Source organism: Peribacillus frigoritolerans (assembly GCF_001636405.1).
GTDB lineage: Bacteria > Bacillota > Bacilli > Bacillales > DSM-1321 > Peribacillus > Peribacillus frigoritolerans.
Window position 1 is genome coordinate 75,244 of the sequence record NZ_KV440950.1, and the last position, 18,204, is coordinate 93,447.

The 18,204-nt window shown below is 44.3% G+C and carries 14 protein-coding genes, 9 tRNA genes and 3 rRNA genes; 3 read left to right on the forward strand and 23 right to left on the reverse strand.

Annotated elements, in window-relative coordinates; all coding sequences use genetic code 11:
- Positions 1–124 precede the first annotated feature (124 nt).
- From glmM to sigW, 5 genes are all read right to left on the reverse strand, one after another.
- Complete coding sequence (glmM, locus tag A6755_RS00290) at positions 125–1,474, reverse strand: phosphoglucosamine mutase (RefSeq protein WP_034304929.1); 1,350 nt, start codon at positions 1,472–1,474, stop codon at positions 125–127.
- A gap of 56 nt (positions 1,475–1,530) precedes the next feature.
- Positions 1,531–2,898, reverse strand: a complete 1,368-nt coding sequence (locus A6755_RS00295) for a CdaR family protein (protein ID WP_063589551.1) — start codon at positions 2,896–2,898, stop codon at positions 1,531–1,533.
- Complete coding sequence (cdaA, locus tag A6755_RS00300; protein ID WP_034304935.1) at positions 2,891–3,715, reverse strand: diadenylate cyclase CdaA; 825 nt, start codon at positions 3,713–3,715, stop codon at positions 2,891–2,893. The genes A6755_RS00295 and cdaA overlap by 8 nt, the downstream gene beginning before the upstream one ends.
- A 219-nt stretch (positions 3,716–3,934) precedes the next feature.
- A complete protein-coding gene (locus A6755_RS00305) occupies positions 3,935–4,558 on the reverse strand; it encodes an anti-sigma factor family protein (protein ID WP_063589552.1) in 624 nt (207 codons plus the stop codon).
- Between the two features lie 16 nt (positions 4,559–4,574).
- Entirely contained in the window at positions 4,575–5,138 is a 564-nt protein-coding gene (gene sigW / locus A6755_RS00310; protein ID WP_048685727.1) for an RNA polymerase sigma factor SigW, read from the reverse strand.
- Positions 5,139–5,310: 172 nt separating this feature from the next.
- Here sigW and A6755_RS00315 point away from each other — a divergent pair, with 172 nt between their 5' ends.
- A complete protein-coding gene (locus tag A6755_RS00315) occupies positions 5,311–5,496 on the forward strand; it encodes an aspartyl-phosphate phosphatase Spo0E family protein (protein WP_034304941.1) in 186 nt (61 codons plus the stop codon).
- 137 nt (positions 5,497–5,633) lie between these two features.
- Here A6755_RS00315 and rocF read toward each other — a convergent pair whose 3' ends face one another.
- The 14 genes from rocF to A6755_RS00385 all read right to left on the reverse strand — a co-directional run bounded on the left by rocF (position 5,634) and on the right by A6755_RS00385 (position 13,037).
- Complete coding sequence (rocF, locus tag A6755_RS00320) at positions 5,634–6,536, reverse strand: arginase (protein ID WP_063589553.1); 903 nt, start codon at positions 6,534–6,536, stop codon at positions 5,634–5,636.
- A gap of 207 nt (positions 6,537–6,743) precedes the next feature.
- A tRNA-Ala gene (locus A6755_RS00325) sits at positions 6,744–6,819 on the reverse strand.
- Positions 6,820–6,840: 21 nt separating this feature from the next.
- A tRNA-Gly gene (locus A6755_RS00330) sits at positions 6,841–6,912 on the reverse strand.
- A gap of 3 nt (positions 6,913–6,915) precedes the next feature.
- Positions 6,916–6,990, reverse strand: a tRNA-Gln gene (locus A6755_RS00335).
- 104 nt (positions 6,991–7,094) lie between these two features.
- Positions 7,095–7,178: transfer RNA gene (locus A6755_RS00340), tRNA-Tyr, on the reverse strand.
- Between the two features lie 18 nt (positions 7,179–7,196).
- Positions 7,197–7,272: transfer RNA gene (locus A6755_RS00345), tRNA-Thr, on the reverse strand.
- Between the two features lie 15 nt (positions 7,273–7,287).
- Positions 7,288–7,363 (reverse strand) — tRNA-Val (locus tag A6755_RS00350).
- Positions 7,364–7,380: 17 nt separating this feature from the next.
- Positions 7,381–7,455 (reverse strand) — tRNA-Glu (locus A6755_RS00355).
- A 32-nt stretch (positions 7,456–7,487) separates the two neighbouring features.
- Positions 7,488–7,560, reverse strand: a tRNA-Thr gene (locus tag A6755_RS00360).
- 3 nt (positions 7,561–7,563) lie between these two features.
- Positions 7,564–7,638, reverse strand: a tRNA-Asn gene (locus tag A6755_RS00365).
- Between the two features lie 44 nt (positions 7,639–7,682).
- Positions 7,683–7,798, reverse strand: a 5S ribosomal RNA gene (gene rrf / locus A6755_RS00370).
- A gap of 64 nt (positions 7,799–7,862) precedes the next feature.
- Positions 7,863–10,795: ribosomal RNA gene (locus A6755_RS00375) — 23S ribosomal RNA — on the reverse strand.
- A 176-nt stretch (positions 10,796–10,971) separates the two neighbouring features.
- Positions 10,972–12,522, reverse strand: a 16S ribosomal RNA gene (locus tag A6755_RS00380).
- Together the 16S, 23S and 5S rRNA genes with 9 tRNA genes alongside form the textbook arrangement of a ribosomal RNA operon.
- A 278-nt stretch (positions 12,523–12,800) precedes the next feature.
- The gene (locus A6755_RS00385; RefSeq protein ID WP_053537052.1) at positions 12,801–13,037 is read right to left on the reverse strand and encodes a hypothetical protein; all 237 of its coding nucleotides are present in this window, start codon (positions 13,035–13,037) and stop codon (positions 12,801–12,803) included.
- 132 nt (positions 13,038–13,169) lie between these two features.
- Between A6755_RS00385 and pdaB the strand changes: the two genes are divergently transcribed.
- A complete protein-coding gene (pdaB, locus tag A6755_RS00390; protein ID WP_034304945.1) occupies positions 13,170–13,922 on the forward strand; it encodes a polysaccharide deacetylase family sporulation protein PdaB in 753 nt (250 codons plus the stop codon).
- Positions 13,923–14,015: 93 nt separating this feature from the next.
- Here pdaB and A6755_RS00395 read toward each other — a convergent pair whose 3' ends face one another.
- Complete coding sequence (locus A6755_RS00395; protein WP_063589554.1) at positions 14,016–14,696, reverse strand: KinB-signaling pathway activation protein; 681 nt, start codon at positions 14,694–14,696, stop codon at positions 14,016–14,018.
- A 136-nt stretch (positions 14,697–14,832) separates the two neighbouring features.
- Here A6755_RS00395 and gerD point away from each other — a divergent pair, with 136 nt between their 5' ends.
- On the forward strand, positions 14,833–15,393 hold the full coding sequence (gerD, locus tag A6755_RS00400) for a spore germination lipoprotein GerD (RefSeq protein ID WP_053537050.1): 561 nt from the start codon (positions 14,833–14,835) through the stop codon (positions 15,391–15,393).
- Between the two features lie 45 nt (positions 15,394–15,438).
- Here the strand turns inward: gerD and A6755_RS00405 are convergent, their stop codons facing one another.
- The 3 genes from A6755_RS00405 to A6755_RS00415 all read right to left on the reverse strand — a co-directional run bounded on the left by A6755_RS00405 (position 15,439) and on the right by A6755_RS00415 (position 17,861).
- On the reverse strand, positions 15,439–16,497 hold the full coding sequence (locus tag A6755_RS00405; RefSeq protein ID WP_063589555.1) for an Mrp/NBP35 family ATP-binding protein: 1,059 nt from the start codon (positions 16,495–16,497) through the stop codon (positions 15,439–15,441).
- 139 nt (positions 16,498–16,636) lie between these two features.
- On the reverse strand, positions 16,637–17,353 hold the full coding sequence (gene cwlD / locus A6755_RS00410; RefSeq protein WP_034304950.1) for an N-acetylmuramoyl-L-alanine amidase CwlD: 717 nt from the start codon (positions 17,351–17,353) through the stop codon (positions 16,637–16,639).
- Positions 17,354–17,435: 82 nt separating this feature from the next.
- Positions 17,436–17,861, reverse strand: a complete 426-nt coding sequence (locus A6755_RS00415) for a DUF2521 family protein (RefSeq protein WP_034304952.1) — start codon at positions 17,859–17,861, stop codon at positions 17,436–17,438.
- Between the last annotated feature and the right edge of the window lie 343 nt (positions 17,862–18,204).

The window sequence follows — 18,204 nt, forward strand, 5'->3', positions numbered from 1 at the left end:
TCAGGATAATCATACCTTAAACAAGGGACATAGGTCAATTCTTAATTACCTTTACCAACAAAAAAGACTTCTTTATAAAAATATGCATAAAAGGAAATTTCGTTCCTTTTATGCATAGAATTAGTTATTCGTTCATTCCCATTTCCGCTCTTACAACTGCGACGATGCGATCTACATAATTAGTGCATTCCTCAGCTGTCGGTGCTTCAGCCATAACACGGACCAGAGGTTCAGTACCGGATGGTCTCACCAAAATGCGGCCGTTTCCGTTCATTTCCCCTTCGACTGCCTTGATGACTTCCTGTACCTTTTCATTATCTGTTACAGCGTGTTTATCGGTAACTCTGACATTGATCAACGTTTGTGGATATTTCTTCATCTCGCCAGCGAGCTCGGATAAGGTTTTTTGGGTGTCGCTCATGATGTTCACAAGCTGCAAGCCCGTCAATAAGCCATCTCCTGTCGTGTTATAGTCCAGGAAGATGATATGTCCGGATTGCTCTCCGCCAAGGTTATAGCCGCCTTTACGCATCTCCTCGACCACATAGCGATCCCCCACTGCCGTCTGGGCGCTTTGTATACCATGCTCTTCAAGACCTTTATAAAAACCAAGGTTACTCATGATCGTAGAAACCACTGTTCCCTGTTTCAGACGGTTATTATCCTTCAAGTATTTCGCACAGATATACATGATTTGGTCGCCGTCCACTATATTTCCTTTTTCATCTATTGCAATGACGCGGTCTCCGTCGCCATCAAACGCAAGCCCGACATCCGCACCTTTTTCTTTTAAGAATTCAGCAAGTGCCTCTGGGTGGGTGGAACCTACCTTATCATTAATGTTCAAGCCATTGGGCGATGCCCCCATTGTAGAGATGTCTGCATCAAGATCTGCAAACAAATGCATGGCCAAGGCAGATGTAGCCCCATGTGCACAATCAAGAGCAACATGAATGCCTGTAAAATCTTCATCCACTGATTGTTTCAAATACTGGAGATACTTTTGCCCTCCTTCGAAATAATCGTTCAAATGGCCTAAATCTCCGCCAACCGGGCGTGGAAGCTCATCCTTTTCCTTATCTAATAGTGCTTCAATTTCCGCTTCTTGATCATCGGATAACTTAAACCCATCCGGTCCAAAGAATTTAATGCCATTATCCGCTACCGGATTATGCGAAGCGGAAATCATGACACCTGCTTCAGCACTTAAGGCCTTTGTTAAATAGGCTACTCCCGGTGTCGAAATGACACCCAGGCGCATCACCTCAGCCCCTATGGATAAAAGACCTGCAACAAGCGCACCTTCCAGCATTTCACCTGAAATACGAGTATCGCGCCCTATAAGCACTTTGGGTTTTTCTGTATTTCTAGTAAGAACGTAGCCACCAAAACGGCCTAGTTTAAATGCCAACTCCGGTGTTAACTCGCTATTCGCTATACCCCTTACTCCGTCTGTTCCAAAATATTTACCCATCTTTATCGCTCCTTCTTCGAATCGTTACTGAATTTAATGATGATGTTAAAGGAAGGTCATGTCTCTTCTTCTTTTTGTGTGATGGTGACCGAAACCGTTTTAGAATCCAGTTCCCATTCCACTCCCTCAGGCACTGTTACCGCCAGATCCACATCATGCGTACCTTCATCTAAATTACTCACATCTACTGTAAGATTAATGTCGTCTTTAGTTATTTTCTTCAAATCATCCGCCTCACCAAGCAAAGTGATGCTGGTTACATCGGATTCCAATTCGGCATCTTGGTCATCCCGTATGCCCACAGGAACTATTTGTATATTGTTGAAAGTTTTGGACTCAATGGCAGCCGGTTCATCTTCTTCTTCTGGTTCTGGTTTTTCTTCGACTACTTGTTCTTCTTGTTTTTGTTCGGTTTCTGGTTCTTCCTCTTCCACGACTGGCTCTGCATTCTCTTCATCTACATCAACTTTTTCTGTACGAATCTTGACCTGCGCCTTACCCAAGGACATTTTTTGTACACTATCCGGTTTATTAAGATCGAGTTCCAGTTCTGTATCACCATCAATTTTCGAGATATTTACAGGAAGATTTATTTCATCTATTTTCTCCAGGCTCGTTTCCGAACCAAATAAGGTGACCTCTTTTGGATCGACACTTATACTCGTGATCCTGATTCCATCCTTTGCCTTGCCGGTTTGCTTCGGTGCTATCGACACCGTCTTAGAAGGAATGCTCACTTTTAAGGAAACGGCAACAGAAGATGGCTCGATCGTCACATCCAGCTTATTCAAATCTCTGTCCAAGGCTTTAACGGTTGCCTTGCTGTTCACCGTTTCGTTAAGTCCCTTACTTATTTCAAGGTTTGCCTTTACATAGGAAATTTGTTCAATTGCATCTTTAGCACCCGTTATTTTAACAGTTTGCGGGCTGACTGTTGGCTGACCGGCTGTATACCCCTCTTCAAGTAAAGAGCTGTTATACTCGGCCTCAACGGAGAATTCCTTCGTCACCCGTTCCTGAACGTTGACTTCCGCATATTCCGGATCGATCGTCGCCACTAACTTTTCATTCAAATCACTTATTTTAAATGTGACAGTTCTGTCCCCCATTGAGATTGCAGGATCAGAAAGGTCTACATACACTTTAAAATCCCTTTGGTTTTTCGCATTAATCAATAGGCTTTTTGCTCCCTTTAGAGTAACATCAACTGTTTCAGGCACCCCGCTCACCACTAGATTCTCACGGTCATAGTACACTTCAACCGGTACATTTTCGATGGTCTCCGTACTGATTTCAGGGGCAGTCGATAAACCAAGGGATTTTTTATCCGACTCCATCTCAAAGTTAATGGAAATGAACAAAAGTGCTGCCAAGGCAAAAGCTACGATTCTCATAAACCAAGCGCTATTGGTGAATTTATCCATTCTTTTTCCCCCTCCAGTTAAAGATGCTTGAGGAAGTTGATTTGATATTTTCCACTACCAGTTCACTTGTAAGCATGGCCCTAAATGATTCTTGATTCAAATCCCGGTAAAGTTCCCCGTTTTTAGTGACGGATATTCCTCCCGTTTCTTCTGATACGACAATCGTCAGACTATCCGTAACTTCACTCATGCCTATGGCTGCCCTATGCCGTGTGCCAAGTTCCTTTGATATGAATGGACTCTCTGATAATGGCAAATAGCAAGCGGCAGCTGCCACCTGGTTATTTTGTAAAATAACTGCACCATCATGGAGCGGCGTATTAGGGATGAAGATATTAATGAGCAGTTCTGAAGAAATATAGGATTTCAGGGGTATCCCCGTTTCAACATAATCCCCCAGCTCCGTACCTTTTTCTATCGTAATCAAGGCACCAATCCGCCTTTTTGCCATATAGGTGGACGCCTTTAGGATTTCCTCGACTAAACGCTCTTGCTGATTCTCTTCTGGAACGGTGCCCCTTGCAAAGAGCTTCCCGCGTCCTAATTGTTCAAGTGCCCTTCTCAGTTCAGGTTGAAAAATGACGAGAATGGCCAATACTCCCCAATTCATGACTTGTGCCATTAACCATCCGAGTGTATTGAAACCAAACAGGTTGCTTAAGCTTTTTACAATGACAATTACAAAAATTCCTTTTAGCAGCTGAATAGCCTTCGTGCCTCGAATAATAGTTAACAATTTATATATCACAAACCATACAAGGAGAATATCAATGAAATTTACTACATAGTCCCAAACAGTCAAATTGGTTAAAGACATGTTGTTTCCTCCAGTCAGTATTACTCCAAATACCAATACAATCTTTATTTACAATAACCTTAATAGTATACCATTTTTTAAATGATTCATCTAAAAACTAGTGTGAGAAATTTACACAGAAAAAAAGAACCATTAAAAATGGTTCCCCTTCGTTTAAAAAATAAAGCTGGGCGAAGTCATCGTAAATCAAAAACGATGCCCCTGCCCAGCTTCTTTTCCTTATTCCTTTTTCTCCTCTTTGGCAGGAACCAACGAGGCTGCAGTGTCCTTCACTTTATACCACATCCACTCAAAAGCTTGGTCAATAACATGGATGCTTCCGGTCACATTACCTGCTTTAGACATATACTTATGCCCATTTATGACTGTCACATCTCCCTCTACTTCACCATCTATTTGAATATTACCATTTTGAACTACCACATTTCCCTTGATTGTCTCACCCTCAGGCACAATAACCGTTTCACCTTCGACCACTAAGTTAGGCTGCTTTGAAACTGAAAAATGTTCGTCCTGATTATAAGTGGAAAAAACAGATCCTGTCATCAATATGATGAACATCGCTGCCGCTGTCATGAAAGGATGGCTTTTGAACCAACGTTTGGCACCTGTTGTTTTCGTTTCCTTTGGCAATTGAGCCATAACCTTCGCTGTAAAATCATCCGGGGCCTTTATATGGGAAGTGCTTTGTACAAGAGCGACCGCCTTTTTCATTTCATGAAAGTAATCCCGGCATTCAGCACAGTCATGCAAGTGCTCCCGTAAAATTTCTTTATGCTCCGGTTTGATGTCCTCATCTAAATAATCATGCATATATTCAATGATTTCCTCATGGCAGTTCATTTTTCTCACCTTCTTTTTATAAATGGCGTAGTTGTTTACGCAAGGCTTCGCGACCGCGATGTATCCTCGTCTTAACCGTACCGACCGGCAAATCGAGTATCTCACTGATTTCCTTTAGAGATAATTCTTCAATATACTTCAATACGATTACCGATCGGTATTTCTCGGGCAATTTCATTATTTCCACTTGAATGGTTTCCTGCAGTTCTAATGATTCAACCTCTTCCTCGGGTTTCGCCATATCCGATGCAATTTGGGAATACATATTCAATCCCTCTGTTCCTGCCACCTCTGCATCCAGATAGTAGTCTGGTTTTTTCTTGCGAAGCCGGTCAATACAAAGATTGGTCGCAATCCGATATAACCATGTAGAAAATTTCATTGTTATATTGAAACTTCGAATGTTCACGTAGGCCCTTACAAAGGCCTCTTGAGCCAAATCTTCTGCTTCTTGCCTGTTTCCGAGCATCCTGAAACATATTTGGAAAACTTTGTCCTTGTAAATTTCGACAATTTCCCCAAAGGCATTATGGTCTCCTTTTAATACTTGATTAATTCTCTCTTTAATGAGTGCATCCATTTTCCGGTATTACCCCCGCTCATGCGGCTATACGATTACTACGAATCGTAAGCTGAAAGGTTTCAAAAATTTAATACATTAATTTTAACAAAGTTTTACATTTTATGTTTAAGAAAAAAAAAACAGGGCTATATAGTAAGAAATTGTAAAATCCAAAGGAGTGATTCTCTATATGAGTACTGAACAAATTTTAGACCATATTGAACAATGCAGACAGAAAATGATGTTCTTGGCTTCCCGTTCTTCCATGGTGGATAATGAAGTTATTGAAGTTAGCAGCAAACTGGATTCTTTAATCATTCAATACATCCATTTAACTAAAAACGGAGATCTCATGGACAGACGTGCTCTCAAGTGAATATGGATAGGAAATTGCAACCATTTATCTATAGATATGTTTCTGTTACATACACCCTGGTAAATAAACCTACGTCTTCTAGCATATAAAAAACAGTAACCCATTACAAGCCGGTTACTGTTTCTTTTAATTATTAGTTATAATAACTTTTCTCCAAATAGCGAACCCATTAAGGCCACGGCAACGATTGCCGTTTTATTTCGCTCATCTAAAATGGGATTCACTTCAACGAATTCAGCAGATGTAATCAAGTTGGATTCCGCAAGCATTTCCATGGCCAAATGACTTTCCCGATAACTTATACCACCAATCACCGGGGTCCCGACTCCGGGTGCATCTGCTGGGTCCACTCCATCCAAATCCAGTGAAAGGTGGACGCCATCCGTTCTTTCCCTTAAATAATCAATGCATTCTTCCATGACCCGTGTCATTCCCAACCGGTCGATCTCATGCATCGTGAATATTTTAATCCCTTTCTCACGGATAAGTTCCTTTTCCCCTTCATCCAATGACCTCGCTCCAATGATTACGATGTTTTCCGGTTTCACTTTTGGAGCAAAACCATGTATATTGATCAGGTCCGGATGGCCAATCCCAATACTGACAGCCAAGGGCATCCCGTGTATATTTCCTGATGGTGAAGTATCTTCCGTATTTAAATCGCCATGTGCATCGTACCAAATCACACCTAGATTCTCATAGTGCTTTGCGACTCCTGCCAGTGTGCCTATCGCTATTGAATGGTCCCCTCCCAATACAAGCGGAAAGGAACCTTCTTCTATTATTTCATCAACTCTTGTAGCTAACTGGGTGTTACCTTTTGCTACAAGGTGTAAGTTTTTTAAATTTGTCCCGGGCTCATCTGCATTTTCAGGACGCCCTACAATTATATCCCCTAAATCCTCTACTTCTATATTCAACTTTTCAAGACGCTCGACAATCTCTGCGCAGCGGATGGCACTAGGTCCCATATCCACCCCTCGCCTTGCTTGACCAAGGTCCATAGGCAATCCGATGACGGAAATTTTCTGAATAGACATATAATTCCCCCTTTCCACCATTTTATATCGTATATGCCAATTGGTTCAACTCGCCATTTCCATGTATAAAGATGCACGTTTTCCGATAACATATGTTTTTTGTGAAAAAATATCTTTCTGGGGATTAGTTTACCCAACTATGCCATAAACAAAAAAAGTCTTAAACCATTTTTGGCTTAAGACGTAAGTTTTGGTGTATGTAGTTGATGGTGGAGCCTAGCGGGATCGAACCGCTGACCTCCTGCGTGCAAGGCAGGCGCTCTCCCAGCTGAGCTAAGGCCCCTAAGGAATTTAAAATATATTAAGCGGAAGACGGGATTCGAACCCGCGACCCCAACCTTGGCAAGGTTGTATTCTACCACTGAACTACTTCCGCAAATGGCTGGGCTAGAAGGGATCGAACCTTCGCATGACGGAATCAAAATCCGTTGCCTTACCGCTTGGCTATAGCCCAATATATGATATGCAATGATTAATGTACAACAAAATAAAAAGGTGGTAATCATATATTTCCCCAATACAGAGAATATATAACTGATCCACAGGATTTTATTTAAATGGTGGAGGGGGGCAGATTCGAACTGCCGAACCCGAAGGAGCGGATTTACAGTCCGCCGCGTTTAGCCACTTCGCTACCCCTCCGCAATATATGGTTGTAAATGGTGCCGGCAAGAGGACTTGAACCCCCAACCTACTGATTACAAGTCAGTTGCTCTACCAGTTGAGCTACACCGGCAAGTAAAGAATAAAATGGTGGAGGATGACGGGATCGAACCGCCGACCCTCTGCTTGTAAGGCAGATGCTCTCCCAGCTGAGCTAATCCTCCGGATTAATGATTTAAAATGGTGACCCGTACGGGATTCGAACCCGTGTTACCGCCGTGAAAGGGCGGTGTCTTAACCGCTTGACCAACGGGCCGAACTGTTTTTTTGTTCATAGATAGATTGGGAAGCTCCCAAGCGGATTCGAACCGCTGACCTCTTCCTTACCATGGAAGTGCTCTACCTACTGAGCTATGGAAGCATATGGCTCCGCAGGTAGGACTCGAACCTACGACCGTTCGGTTAACAGCCGAATGCTCTACCACTGAGCTACTGCGGAATAATATAATGTTTCCTAAAACCCATTAAAGATTTAAATGAACAGCTTGGCGGCGTCCTACTCTCACAGGGGGAAACCCCCAACTACCATCGGCGCTGAAGAGCTTAACTGCCGTGTTCGGAATGGGAACGGGTGTGACCTCTTCGCTATCGCCACCAAACATAAAAGGAACGTTGTTCCTTCAAAACTAGATAATAAGAAGGTATTTCATTTTTTTAAAAGCGTTGGTTAAGTCCTCGATCTATTAGTATCAGTCAGCTCCACATGTCACCATGCTTCCACCTCTGACCTATCAACCTGATCATCTTTCAGGGATCTTACTAGCTTGCGCCATGGGAAATCTCATCTTGAGGGGGGCTTCATGCTTAGATGCTTTCAGCACTTATCCCGTCCGCACGTAGCTACCCAGCTATGCCTTTGGCAAGACAACTGGTACACCAGCGGTGCGTCCATCCCGGTCCTCTCGTACTAAGGACAGCTCCTCTCAAATTTCCTGCGCCCGCGACGGATAGGGACCGAACTGTCTCACGACGTTCTGAACCCAGCTCGCGTACCGCTTTAATGGGCGAACAGCCCAACCCTTGGGACCGACTACAGCCCCAGGATGCGATGAGCCGACATCGAGGTGCCAAACCTCCCCGTCGATGTGGACTCTTGGGGGAGATAAGCCTGTTATCCCCGGGGTAGCTTTTATCCGTTGAGCGATGGCCCTTCCATGCGGAACCACCGGATCACTAAGCCCGACTTTCGTCCCTGCTCGACTTGTAGGTCTCGCAGTCAAGCTCCCTTGTGCCTTTACACTCTACGAATGATTTCCAACCATTCTGAGGGAACCTTTGGGCGCCTCCGTTACTCTTTAGGAGGCGACCGCCCCAGTCAAACTGCCCACCTGACACTGTCTCCCACCCCGATAAGGGGCGCGGGTTAGAATTTCAATACAGCCAGGGTAGTATCCCACCAACGCCTCCACCGAAGCTGGCGCTCCGGCTTCTCAGGCTCCTACCTATCCTGTACAAGCTGTACCAAAATTCAATATCAGGCTGCAGTAAAGCTCCACGGGGTCTTTCCGTCCTGTCGCGGGTAACCTGCATCTTCACAGGTACTATAATTTCACCGAGTCTCTCGTTGAGACAGTGCCCAGATCGTTACACCTTTCGTGCGGGTCGGAACTTACCCGACAAGGAATTTCGCTACCTTAGGACCGTTATAGTTACGGCCGCCGTTTACTGGGGCTTCGGTTCAAAGCTTCGCTTGCGCTAACCTCTCCCCTTAACCTTCCAGCACCGGGCAGGTGTCAGCCCCTATACTTCGCCTTGCGGCTTCGCAGAGACCTGTGTTTTTGCTAAACAGTCGCCTGGGCCTATTCACTGCGGCTTTTCTGGGCTATTCACCCTAAAAAGCACCCCTTCTCCCGAAGTTACGGGGTCATTTTGCCGAGTTCCTTAACGAGAGTTCTCTCGCACACCTTAGGATTCTCTCCTCGCCTACCTGTGTCGGTTTGCGGTACGGGCACCTTACATCTCACTAGAGGCTTTTCTTGGCAGCGTGGAATCAGGAACTTCGGTACTATATTTCCCTCGCCATCACAGCTCCGCCTTAATGGAAACGGGATTTGCCTCGTTTCCGGCCTAACTGCTTGGACGCGCATATCCAACAGCGCGCTTACCCTATCCTTCTGCGTCCCCCCATCGTTCAAACGATGTATAGGTGGTACAGGAATATCAACCTGTTGTCCATCGCCTACGCCTTTCGGCCTCGGCTTAGGTCCCGACTAACCCTGAGCGGACGAGCCTTCCTCAGGAAACCTTAGGCATTCGGTGGAAGGGATTCTCACCCTTCTTTCGCTACTCATACCGGCATTCTCACTTCTAAGCGCTCCACCAGTCCTTCCGGTCTGACTTCAACGCCCTTAGAACGCTCTCCTACCATCGACACCATACGGTGTCAATCCACAGCTTCGGTGATACGTTTAGCCCCGGTACATTTTCGGCGCGGAGTCACTCGACCAGTGAGCTATTACGCACTCTTTAAATGGTGGCTGCTTCTAAGCCAACATCCTGGTTGTCTAAGCAACTCCACATCCTTTTCCACTTAACGTATACTTTGGGACCTTAGCTGGTGGTCTGGGCTGTTTCCCTTTCGACTACGGATCTTATCACTCGCAGTCTGACTCCCAAGAATAAGTATTTGGCATTCGGAGTTTGACTGAATTCGGTAACCCGTTGGGGGCCCCTAGTCCAATCAGTGCTCTACCTCCAATACTCTCATCTTGAGGCTAGCCCTAAAGCTATTTCGGAGAGAACCAGCTATCTCCAGGTTCGATTGGAATTTCTCCGCTACCCACACCTCATCCCCGCACTTTTCAACGTGCGTGGGTTCGGGCCTCCATTCAGTGTTACCTGAACTTCACCCTGGACATGGGTAGATCACCTGGTTTCGGGTCTACGACCTCATACTCATTCGCCCTATTCAGACTCGCTTTCGCTGCGGCTCCGTCTCATCAACTTAACCTCGCATGAAATCGTAACTCGCCGGTTCATTCTACAAAAGGCACGCCATTACCCATTAACGGGCTTTGACTACTTGTAGGCACACGGTTTCAGGATCTATTTCACTCCCCTTCCGGGGTGCTTTTCACCTTTCCCTCACGGTACTGGTTCACTATCGGTCACTAGGGAGTATTTAGCCTTGGGAGATGGTCCTCCCTGCTTCCGACGGGATTTCTCGTGTCCCGCCGTACTCAGGATCCACTCAGGAGGGAACGAAGTTTCAACTACAGGGTTTTTACCTTCTTCGACGGACCTTTCCAGGTCGCTTCATTTACCCCGTTCCTTTGTAACTCCATGTTGAGTGTCCTACAACCCCAAGAGGCAAGCCTCTTGGTTTGGGCTAATTCCGTTTCGCTCGCCGCTACTCAGGAAATCGCGTTTGCTTTCTCTTCCTCCGGGTACTTAGATGTTTCAGTTCCCCGGGTCTGCCTTCAGTACCCTATGTATTCAGGTAAAGATACTGTTCCATTACGAACAGTGGGTTTCCCCATTCGGAAATCTCCGGATCAAAGCTTACTTACAGCTCCCCGAAGCATATCGGTGTTAGTCCCGTCCTTCATCGGCTCCTAGTGCCAAGGCATCCACCGTGCGCCCTTTCTAACTTAACCGTTAAAAAAGATCTTACAGATGCTTTGAAAAAAATTAATTGCCTTCTATCTATTATCTAGTTTTCAAGGAACAAAGCAGAAAGAATCCATCACATCGTGATGTTCGTCTTTCCTATTTGAATGAATTACTCATTCAAAACTGAACAAAACAAAAGCGCTCTCGTAATTATCCTTAGAAAGGAGGTGATCCAGCCGCACCTTCCGATACGGCTACCTTGTTACGACTTCACCCCAATCATCTGTCCCACCTTAGGCGGCTGGCTCCATGAAGGTTACCTCACCGACTTCGGGTGTTACAAACTCTCGTGGTGTGACGGGCGGTGTGTACAAGGCCCGGGAACGTATTCACCGCGGCATGCTGATCCGCGATTACTAGCGATTCCGGCTTCATGCAGGCGAGTTGCAGCCTGCAATCCGAACTGAGAATGGCTTTATGGGATTCGCTTACCTTCGCAGGTTTGCAGCCCTTTGTACCATCCATTGTAGCACGTGTGTAGCCCAGGTCATAAGGGGCATGATGATTTGACGTCATCCCCACCTTCCTCCGGTTTGTCACCGGCAGTCACCTTAGAGTGCCCAACTGAATGCTGGCAACTAAGATCAAGGGTTGCGCTCGTTGCGGGACTTAACCCAACATCTCACGACACGAGCTGACGACAACCATGCACCACCTGTCACTCTGTCCCCCGAAGGGGAAAGCCCTATCTCTAGGGTTGTCAGAGGATGTCAAGACCTGGTAAGGTTCTTCGCGTTGCTTCGAATTAAACCACATGCTCCACCGCTTGTGCGGGCCCCCGTCAATTCCTTTGAGTTTCAGCCTTGCGGCCGTACTCCCCAGGCGGAGTGCTTAATGCGTTAGCTGCAGCACTAAAGGGCGGAAACCCTCTAACACTTAGCACTCATCGTTTACGGCGTGGACTACCAGGGTATCTAATCCTGTTTGCTCCCCACGCTTTCGCGCCTCAGTGTCAGTTACAGACCAGAAAGTCGCCTTCGCCACTGGTGTTCCTCCAAATCTCTACGCATTTCACCGCTACACTTGGAATTCCACTTTCCTCTTCTGCACTCAAGTTCCCCAGTTTCCAATGACCCTCCACGGTTGAGCCGTGGGCTTTCACATCAGACTTAAGGAACCACCTGCGCGCGCTTTACGCCCAATAATTCCGGACAACGCTTGCCACCTACGTATTACCGCGGCTGCTGGCACGTAGTTAGCCGTGGCTTTCTGGTTAGGTACCGTCAAGGTACCAGCAGTTACTCTGGTACTTGTTCTTCCCTAACAACAGAACTTTACGACCCGAAGGCCTTCTTCGTTCACGCGGCGTTGCTCCGTCAGACTTTCGTCCATTGCGGAAGATTCCCTACTGCTGCCTCCCGTAGGAGTCTGGGCCGTGTCTCAGTCCCAGTGTGGCCGATCACCCTCTCAGGTCGGCTACGCATCGTCGCCTTGGTGAGCCATTACCTCACCAACTAGCTAATGCGCCGCGGGCCCATCTATAAGTGACAGCGTAAACCGTCTTTCCATCTTCTCTCATGCGAGAAAAGAACGTATCCGGTATTAGCTCCGGTTTCCCGAAGTTATCCCAGTCTTATAGGCAGGTTGCCCACGTGTTACTCACCCGTCCGCCGCTAATCTCAGGGAGCAAGCTCCCGTCGATTCGCTCGACTTGCATGTATTAGGCACGCCGCCAGCGTTCGTCCTGAGCCAGGATCAAACTCTCCGAAGAAATGTTTGACTTGCTCATTTGCTTTTTTGATAGTGTGTGCTCACTTAAAATTTAACGTTGGCGCTTTGTTTTGTTCAGTTTTCAAAGAGCAATTTGTTCGCCATTTCTCTTAGCGACTTTAATATCTTAACATCTTATTACCACTTCGTCAATAACTTTTTTTAAAAAAGTTTTTATCAATCTTTTTCAAATGCTTTGACGTTGCAGCAACTTTTATAATATACCAGCGTATAAATCAATAGTCAATAGGTTTTTTGAATTTAATTCACTTTTAAATTTCATGACTGATTCCACTTGGATAAATTCGATTTCCCCTTCATATACATTAGGATTTCCTCCTCGGTGCTCACTCTTTTAAACAGCCTGAAAAGGATGTTATATTTCTCGTTTATTGCCCTTTTGACTAAGTGATCGATTCTGTCATCCTGTAAATCGAATAGTATTTCATCCATCTCTCTTTTTAAAAGGTACTCCAATTCCATTTTTTCTTTGTCATTGATCAATAAACCGAGCATGGTTCACACCTCCATCAGACATCTTTCCCCATTCCTATCAATTTTATGAATTTTCAACCCATTTTTTTGCATAACAATAATCCTCGCGCATAAATTTGAAGACAAGAGTACTTTGGACAAGGGGATGGATTAATGAAATTTTTCATGGTGCTTCAAGCCAAGAACATCAAGTATTATTCGTTAATTTTGCTTACCGCACTTTTTACCGCTTGGTTTCTTTTTGTACAAAACATTCTTCATGCCCCCGTTTTTTCAACGGAAGATGGGCCGAAAGCGGTTTATAAAGGGGAAAAGAATGTTGCGATCACGTTCAATATTGGCTGGGGTGATGAGAAAGCCGCTCCGATAATAGAGACATTAAAAAGAGAAAAGATTAAATCGGCCACTTTTTTCCTTTCGGGATCTTGGGCAGAACGTCACCCTGACATAGTAGCTGAAATTGTGAAAGAAGGGTATGAAATCGGCATGCTTGGTTACGATTATAAGGATTATACCGAAATGGAAGATCAAGAAATCATCCGGGATATTTCTAAAGCCCAGGAAGCATTTAAAAAACTTAATGTAAAGAATATAGAACTTTTACGCGCTCCCACCGGCCACTTTGATAAACGACTCTTGAAGATCAGCGAGAAATTTGGATATACCGTTGTCCATTGGAGCATCGATTCGAAGGATTGGACCAATCCAGGTGTGGATCGGATCATACAGAACATCACCAAGGCCCAAAAAGGTGATATCATTTTATTACATGCTTCAGACTCAGCAAAACAAACGAATAAAGCATTACCGGAGTTATTAAGTGAACTTCGATCAAAAAATTTAAACTTCGTTAACGTTTCAGAGATGATTTCCAATTCCTCGGCAAGCAGTGAGGAAGTCCGCTGACTTAAAAAACTGCGTACTAATGGTCTCCTTGAACCTTTAGTACGCAGTTTTTCTGTTTTGACTTCTTTATGTAAGGTCCAGCCTACATATTGGTTAGCTGCCTTTACCTAATTGACCGGCTTTCATCTTTCCCTTTGCTGGAGTTTGCTTACGCTCTCTTCTATCGGCCAATTCCTTTTGTGAAATTTCAATCAATTTGCCAAGGATCAGTAATTGATAAGCATTGCAGACTAGCAATGGAAGCAGCATGAAGTAAAGCCAGCCTTCATCATTGGTTTTCAGGACAGGTACCCACTCCAATACCGTTACCACGACCATGAAAAACAAGGCCGGTATGAAAGACTGTTTATTCGTTTGTTTCATTTTGAAATAAGCTGTAATAAGCCCTGCGGCCAATACAACCAATGCTAACACGATATACGAACTGATTCCCTCGCCTGAACCAAAGCTAAGATATCGCAGGTAAACAAGATCGAATACAACAAAAAGAATGAGTACAAGTTGAACGGCATTCCATAAGGAAGCGCTTTTAAATATCCCCAGACCAAAACGATGTATTGTTAAATAGGCAAAAAAGCCGGCTTGGCTTATGACACTGAAAATTAATCCAACACCGAATAACCAAATAAAAGTTGATAGGATGGCACTGACTTCAAAAGAAGAAAAATAAGGCTTAAACTCACTCCATCGAGCCAAGAACCCTACAACTCCACCAGTTACGCCACCTATAAGCAATGTTGTTAAAAACAATTTAACTAAATTACGGCTGTTCATTGTTTTCCTCCATACATTTCTATTCATTTCCTTAATTGTACCAACCAAATTTGGAAAAATCCACTTATTCCACCAAGGAATAATATCGCCGATTGGAACCATATTAACAGTAAGAAGGATGAAAGGGGCCCTGCGTATGAGAGTGGGAGTTGCTTTGCTTTTCACGTCATTCTTACTCGTTTGTTCCGGTTGTGCTCAAAATGGAGCAGGCGCAGAAAAAATGGAGTACGAAGAGACAAAGAAAATGGTCGTCGATATCTTGAAGACAGATGATGGAAAAAAAGCCATCCAGGATATCATTACTGATGATAAAACGAAAGCTGAACTCATTATGGATTCGGATGCCATTAAGAAATCCATTGAAGATATGGTCACTTCAGATAAAGGGAAGGAATTTTGGAAAAAGACATTTAGTGATCCTGAATTTGCTTCCGCTTATGCTAAAGCATTAGAAGACGAACATAAAAAGGTATTGAAGGACTTAACTGCTGATCCTCAGTATCGTGGAATGCTCATGGAAATAATGAAAGAACCGGATATGGAAAAAGAAATGAATAAATTATTAAAAACCAAGGAAATGCGATCGGTTTATAAAGAACTGATCATCGAGACCATGGAGAGTCCTCTCGTCCAAGCGAAAATGCAAGAGAAATTGGATAAAGCAGCCACAAAAGCGGCCGAGAAGGAGAAAAAGTAAAAAGAATGTAAGAAGGCTGATTCCCAATCGGAATCAGCCTTCTTTTTATTGCAGTTTTTCAATGACCTTTTTAGCAATATCTTCGTAAATCCTGCCAAGCCTATGGTCCGCTGCGTAAATGGATGGAGCAAAGTCCTCTTCGTTCCAATCTGGCTGTTGCAGGGGAAGTTGACCTAAAACTTCTGTACGAAGCTCTTCTGCAAGCTTCTCTCCGCCGCCTTTTCCGAATACATATTCCTTTTCACCGGTCGTTTTACTTTCGAAAAATGACATATTCTCTATGACACCAATGACTTCGTGTTCTGTCTTGATGGCCATGGCACCAGCTCTTGCAGCAACGAAGGCTGCAGTCGGATGCGGTGTCGTAACAATGATTTCTTTACATGAAGGGAGCATCGTATGCACGTCCAATGCAACATCGCCTGTACCCGGCGGTAAGTCAAGGACCAAATAGTCCAAATCTCCCCATTCCACTTCATTAAAGAAACTGTTAAGCATTTTACCCAGCATTGGCCCTCTCCAGATGATCGGCGCGTTATCCTCTACAAAAAAGCCCATTGAGATAACTTGAACGCCAAACCGTTCTACAGGGATGATTTTTTCCCCGCGAACAACCGGTCGTTTTGTTATCCCCATCATATCAGGTACGCTGAATCCGTAAATATCGGCATCAACCAGTCCGACCTTTTTGCCTAGACGAGCAAGTGAAGTGGCAAAATTCACTGAGATCGTAGATTTTCCCACTCCGCCTTTACCACTGGCGATCGCGATGAATTCTGTCTTACTGTTAGGTCCAAGCAAACCTTGGTCCGCCTCACCCTGGGGAATGCTTTCACGATGCTTGGCTAATTCCTCTTCTGAAAGTTCCGTGAAACGGATGCCTACCGATTCCGCTCCGTTCGCTTTCAGCAAGTCCACAACTTCGGATTGCATTTGCATTTGCTCGGCAGTCCCCGTTTTCGCAATCGCAAGTTTAACGCTTACATGATTCTTTTCAGGTTTTATTTTGATTTCTATAATTCCATTTGTCTCTTCAAGGTTTTTATGTAGAAAAGGGTCTTTAAGATCCTTTAATAAATTCAGTACTTTCTCTTCTGTTAACAAGTCGAGCACCCCTTTGAATTTTATTTTCCCATTTTTCAGTATAACATATTACCGAAAGAAAACTTATTATCTGCCTTGTATGCTGGGCCAGATTATTTCCCCATGATAAAAAGGCCTTGTACCTTACAAGACCCCGACATCACTCGTCATCCGATAGTTTTTCTTCTGTGAAGTACCGTAAAATCCCCATATAAATTGAACTGGCAATCTTTTCCTGATATTTATCGCTGATAAGGCGTTCCCTTTCCTCAGAATTGGAAAGAAAGCCAATTTCCACAAGCGCTCCTGGTTTCTTAGCATAATTCATCAAATACACATGATTGATCGTTCTTGCATCACGCTTTGTATTTTCCAGGTTTCTGATGATTTCAGTCTGAATGAATTTAGCCACCTGTTCATTTTCCTCAAACCTGCTTGTATAAAAGGTTTGGGCACCTTTCGATGACGCCGATGGAAAAGAGTTCAGATGAATGCTTAAGAATAAGTCCGCTTCCGAATCATTGATCATTTTAACCCGATTCCTTAAGTCCTCCTGTTTTCGCTGGCGGATCCCCTTTGTATTACCCTGTGCCAGATCCTCATCCTTCTCACGGGTCATGATGACAAGTGCACCTTGTTCCTGCAAATAGTCCCTGACCTTTAATGAAACGGAAAGGGCAATTTCCTTTTCCATTATCTCTTGTACATTTGCCCCGCCGTCCATTCCCCCGTGACCTGCATCAAGAATGATGACCTTCCCGGCCAACGGAAGGTTCCAGGAGTCCCAAGAATCATCTTCTACGAATTTAAAAGTCACAATTAAAAAAAGGACAAACAATCCCATAGCGATTCCTGTATATTTCAGCTTTCTGCGCATGACCGTTCCCCTTCCATGATCTCTCTACTAAAAAGTATGGGACAAACCATGGAATTAGAACAAGGAATGGGATTTTGCCTTCTTAATGCAATTTCATTTTATATCGTTTCTCTCCAGTCTTAAAACCGTCCAGCCACCAATCCCCCACAAATCCTTCACAACAATAAAACAATCCTTCATCGAAGGCGTTATTCGCTGTAACTTCCCGCCAATACAAAATAAAGTTAAAAAGAGTATCGACCAGAAACTTCTCTTCCTTCCAGCACCTGGACCTTACATCATCTTCCGACTCCCCATAATAGCCAAACTTACTATAGTTCGCTCCTAATAAATAAGCTTCGATGGCAACATCGAAGTAGCCTTCCTCCAAAACATCCATCAAATCCTGTCCGAAGTAACGCTGAATCCTCCCCTTCATATCCTCGATAGAAAGTTCCCTGAGCAACCTGCGTTCGAACTTCAATTGCCTTTCCCTTTGCATCTCCTGTAAACCTAATATCACAGCCATAATTCACCTCCGGGGCAATTCCCCATTTCCCAAAATTATTTCCCAAGACATAATTTAGTTTTAGCGTTCTATTTTGAACCATTCATTTATTCCATTGGCAAAAAATAATGAGGATAGGTTCAACAGGTAATTGAAATGCCTTTCATATTCTATCTTCCATAAGAAGCTTAAAAGGACAGCCCAAACATTTCGGATGATATTTACTCGCACCCGTAACCCGTTAATTTAGGATGCTACCCGAGGCGGACCTTGCGACTTGGGTAGCTCACTGCGCATGCCTTACATTGATCACACCTGATTATTCATGTCGTGTTCTTACTTAAATTCAAGCAAGCTTTGTGAT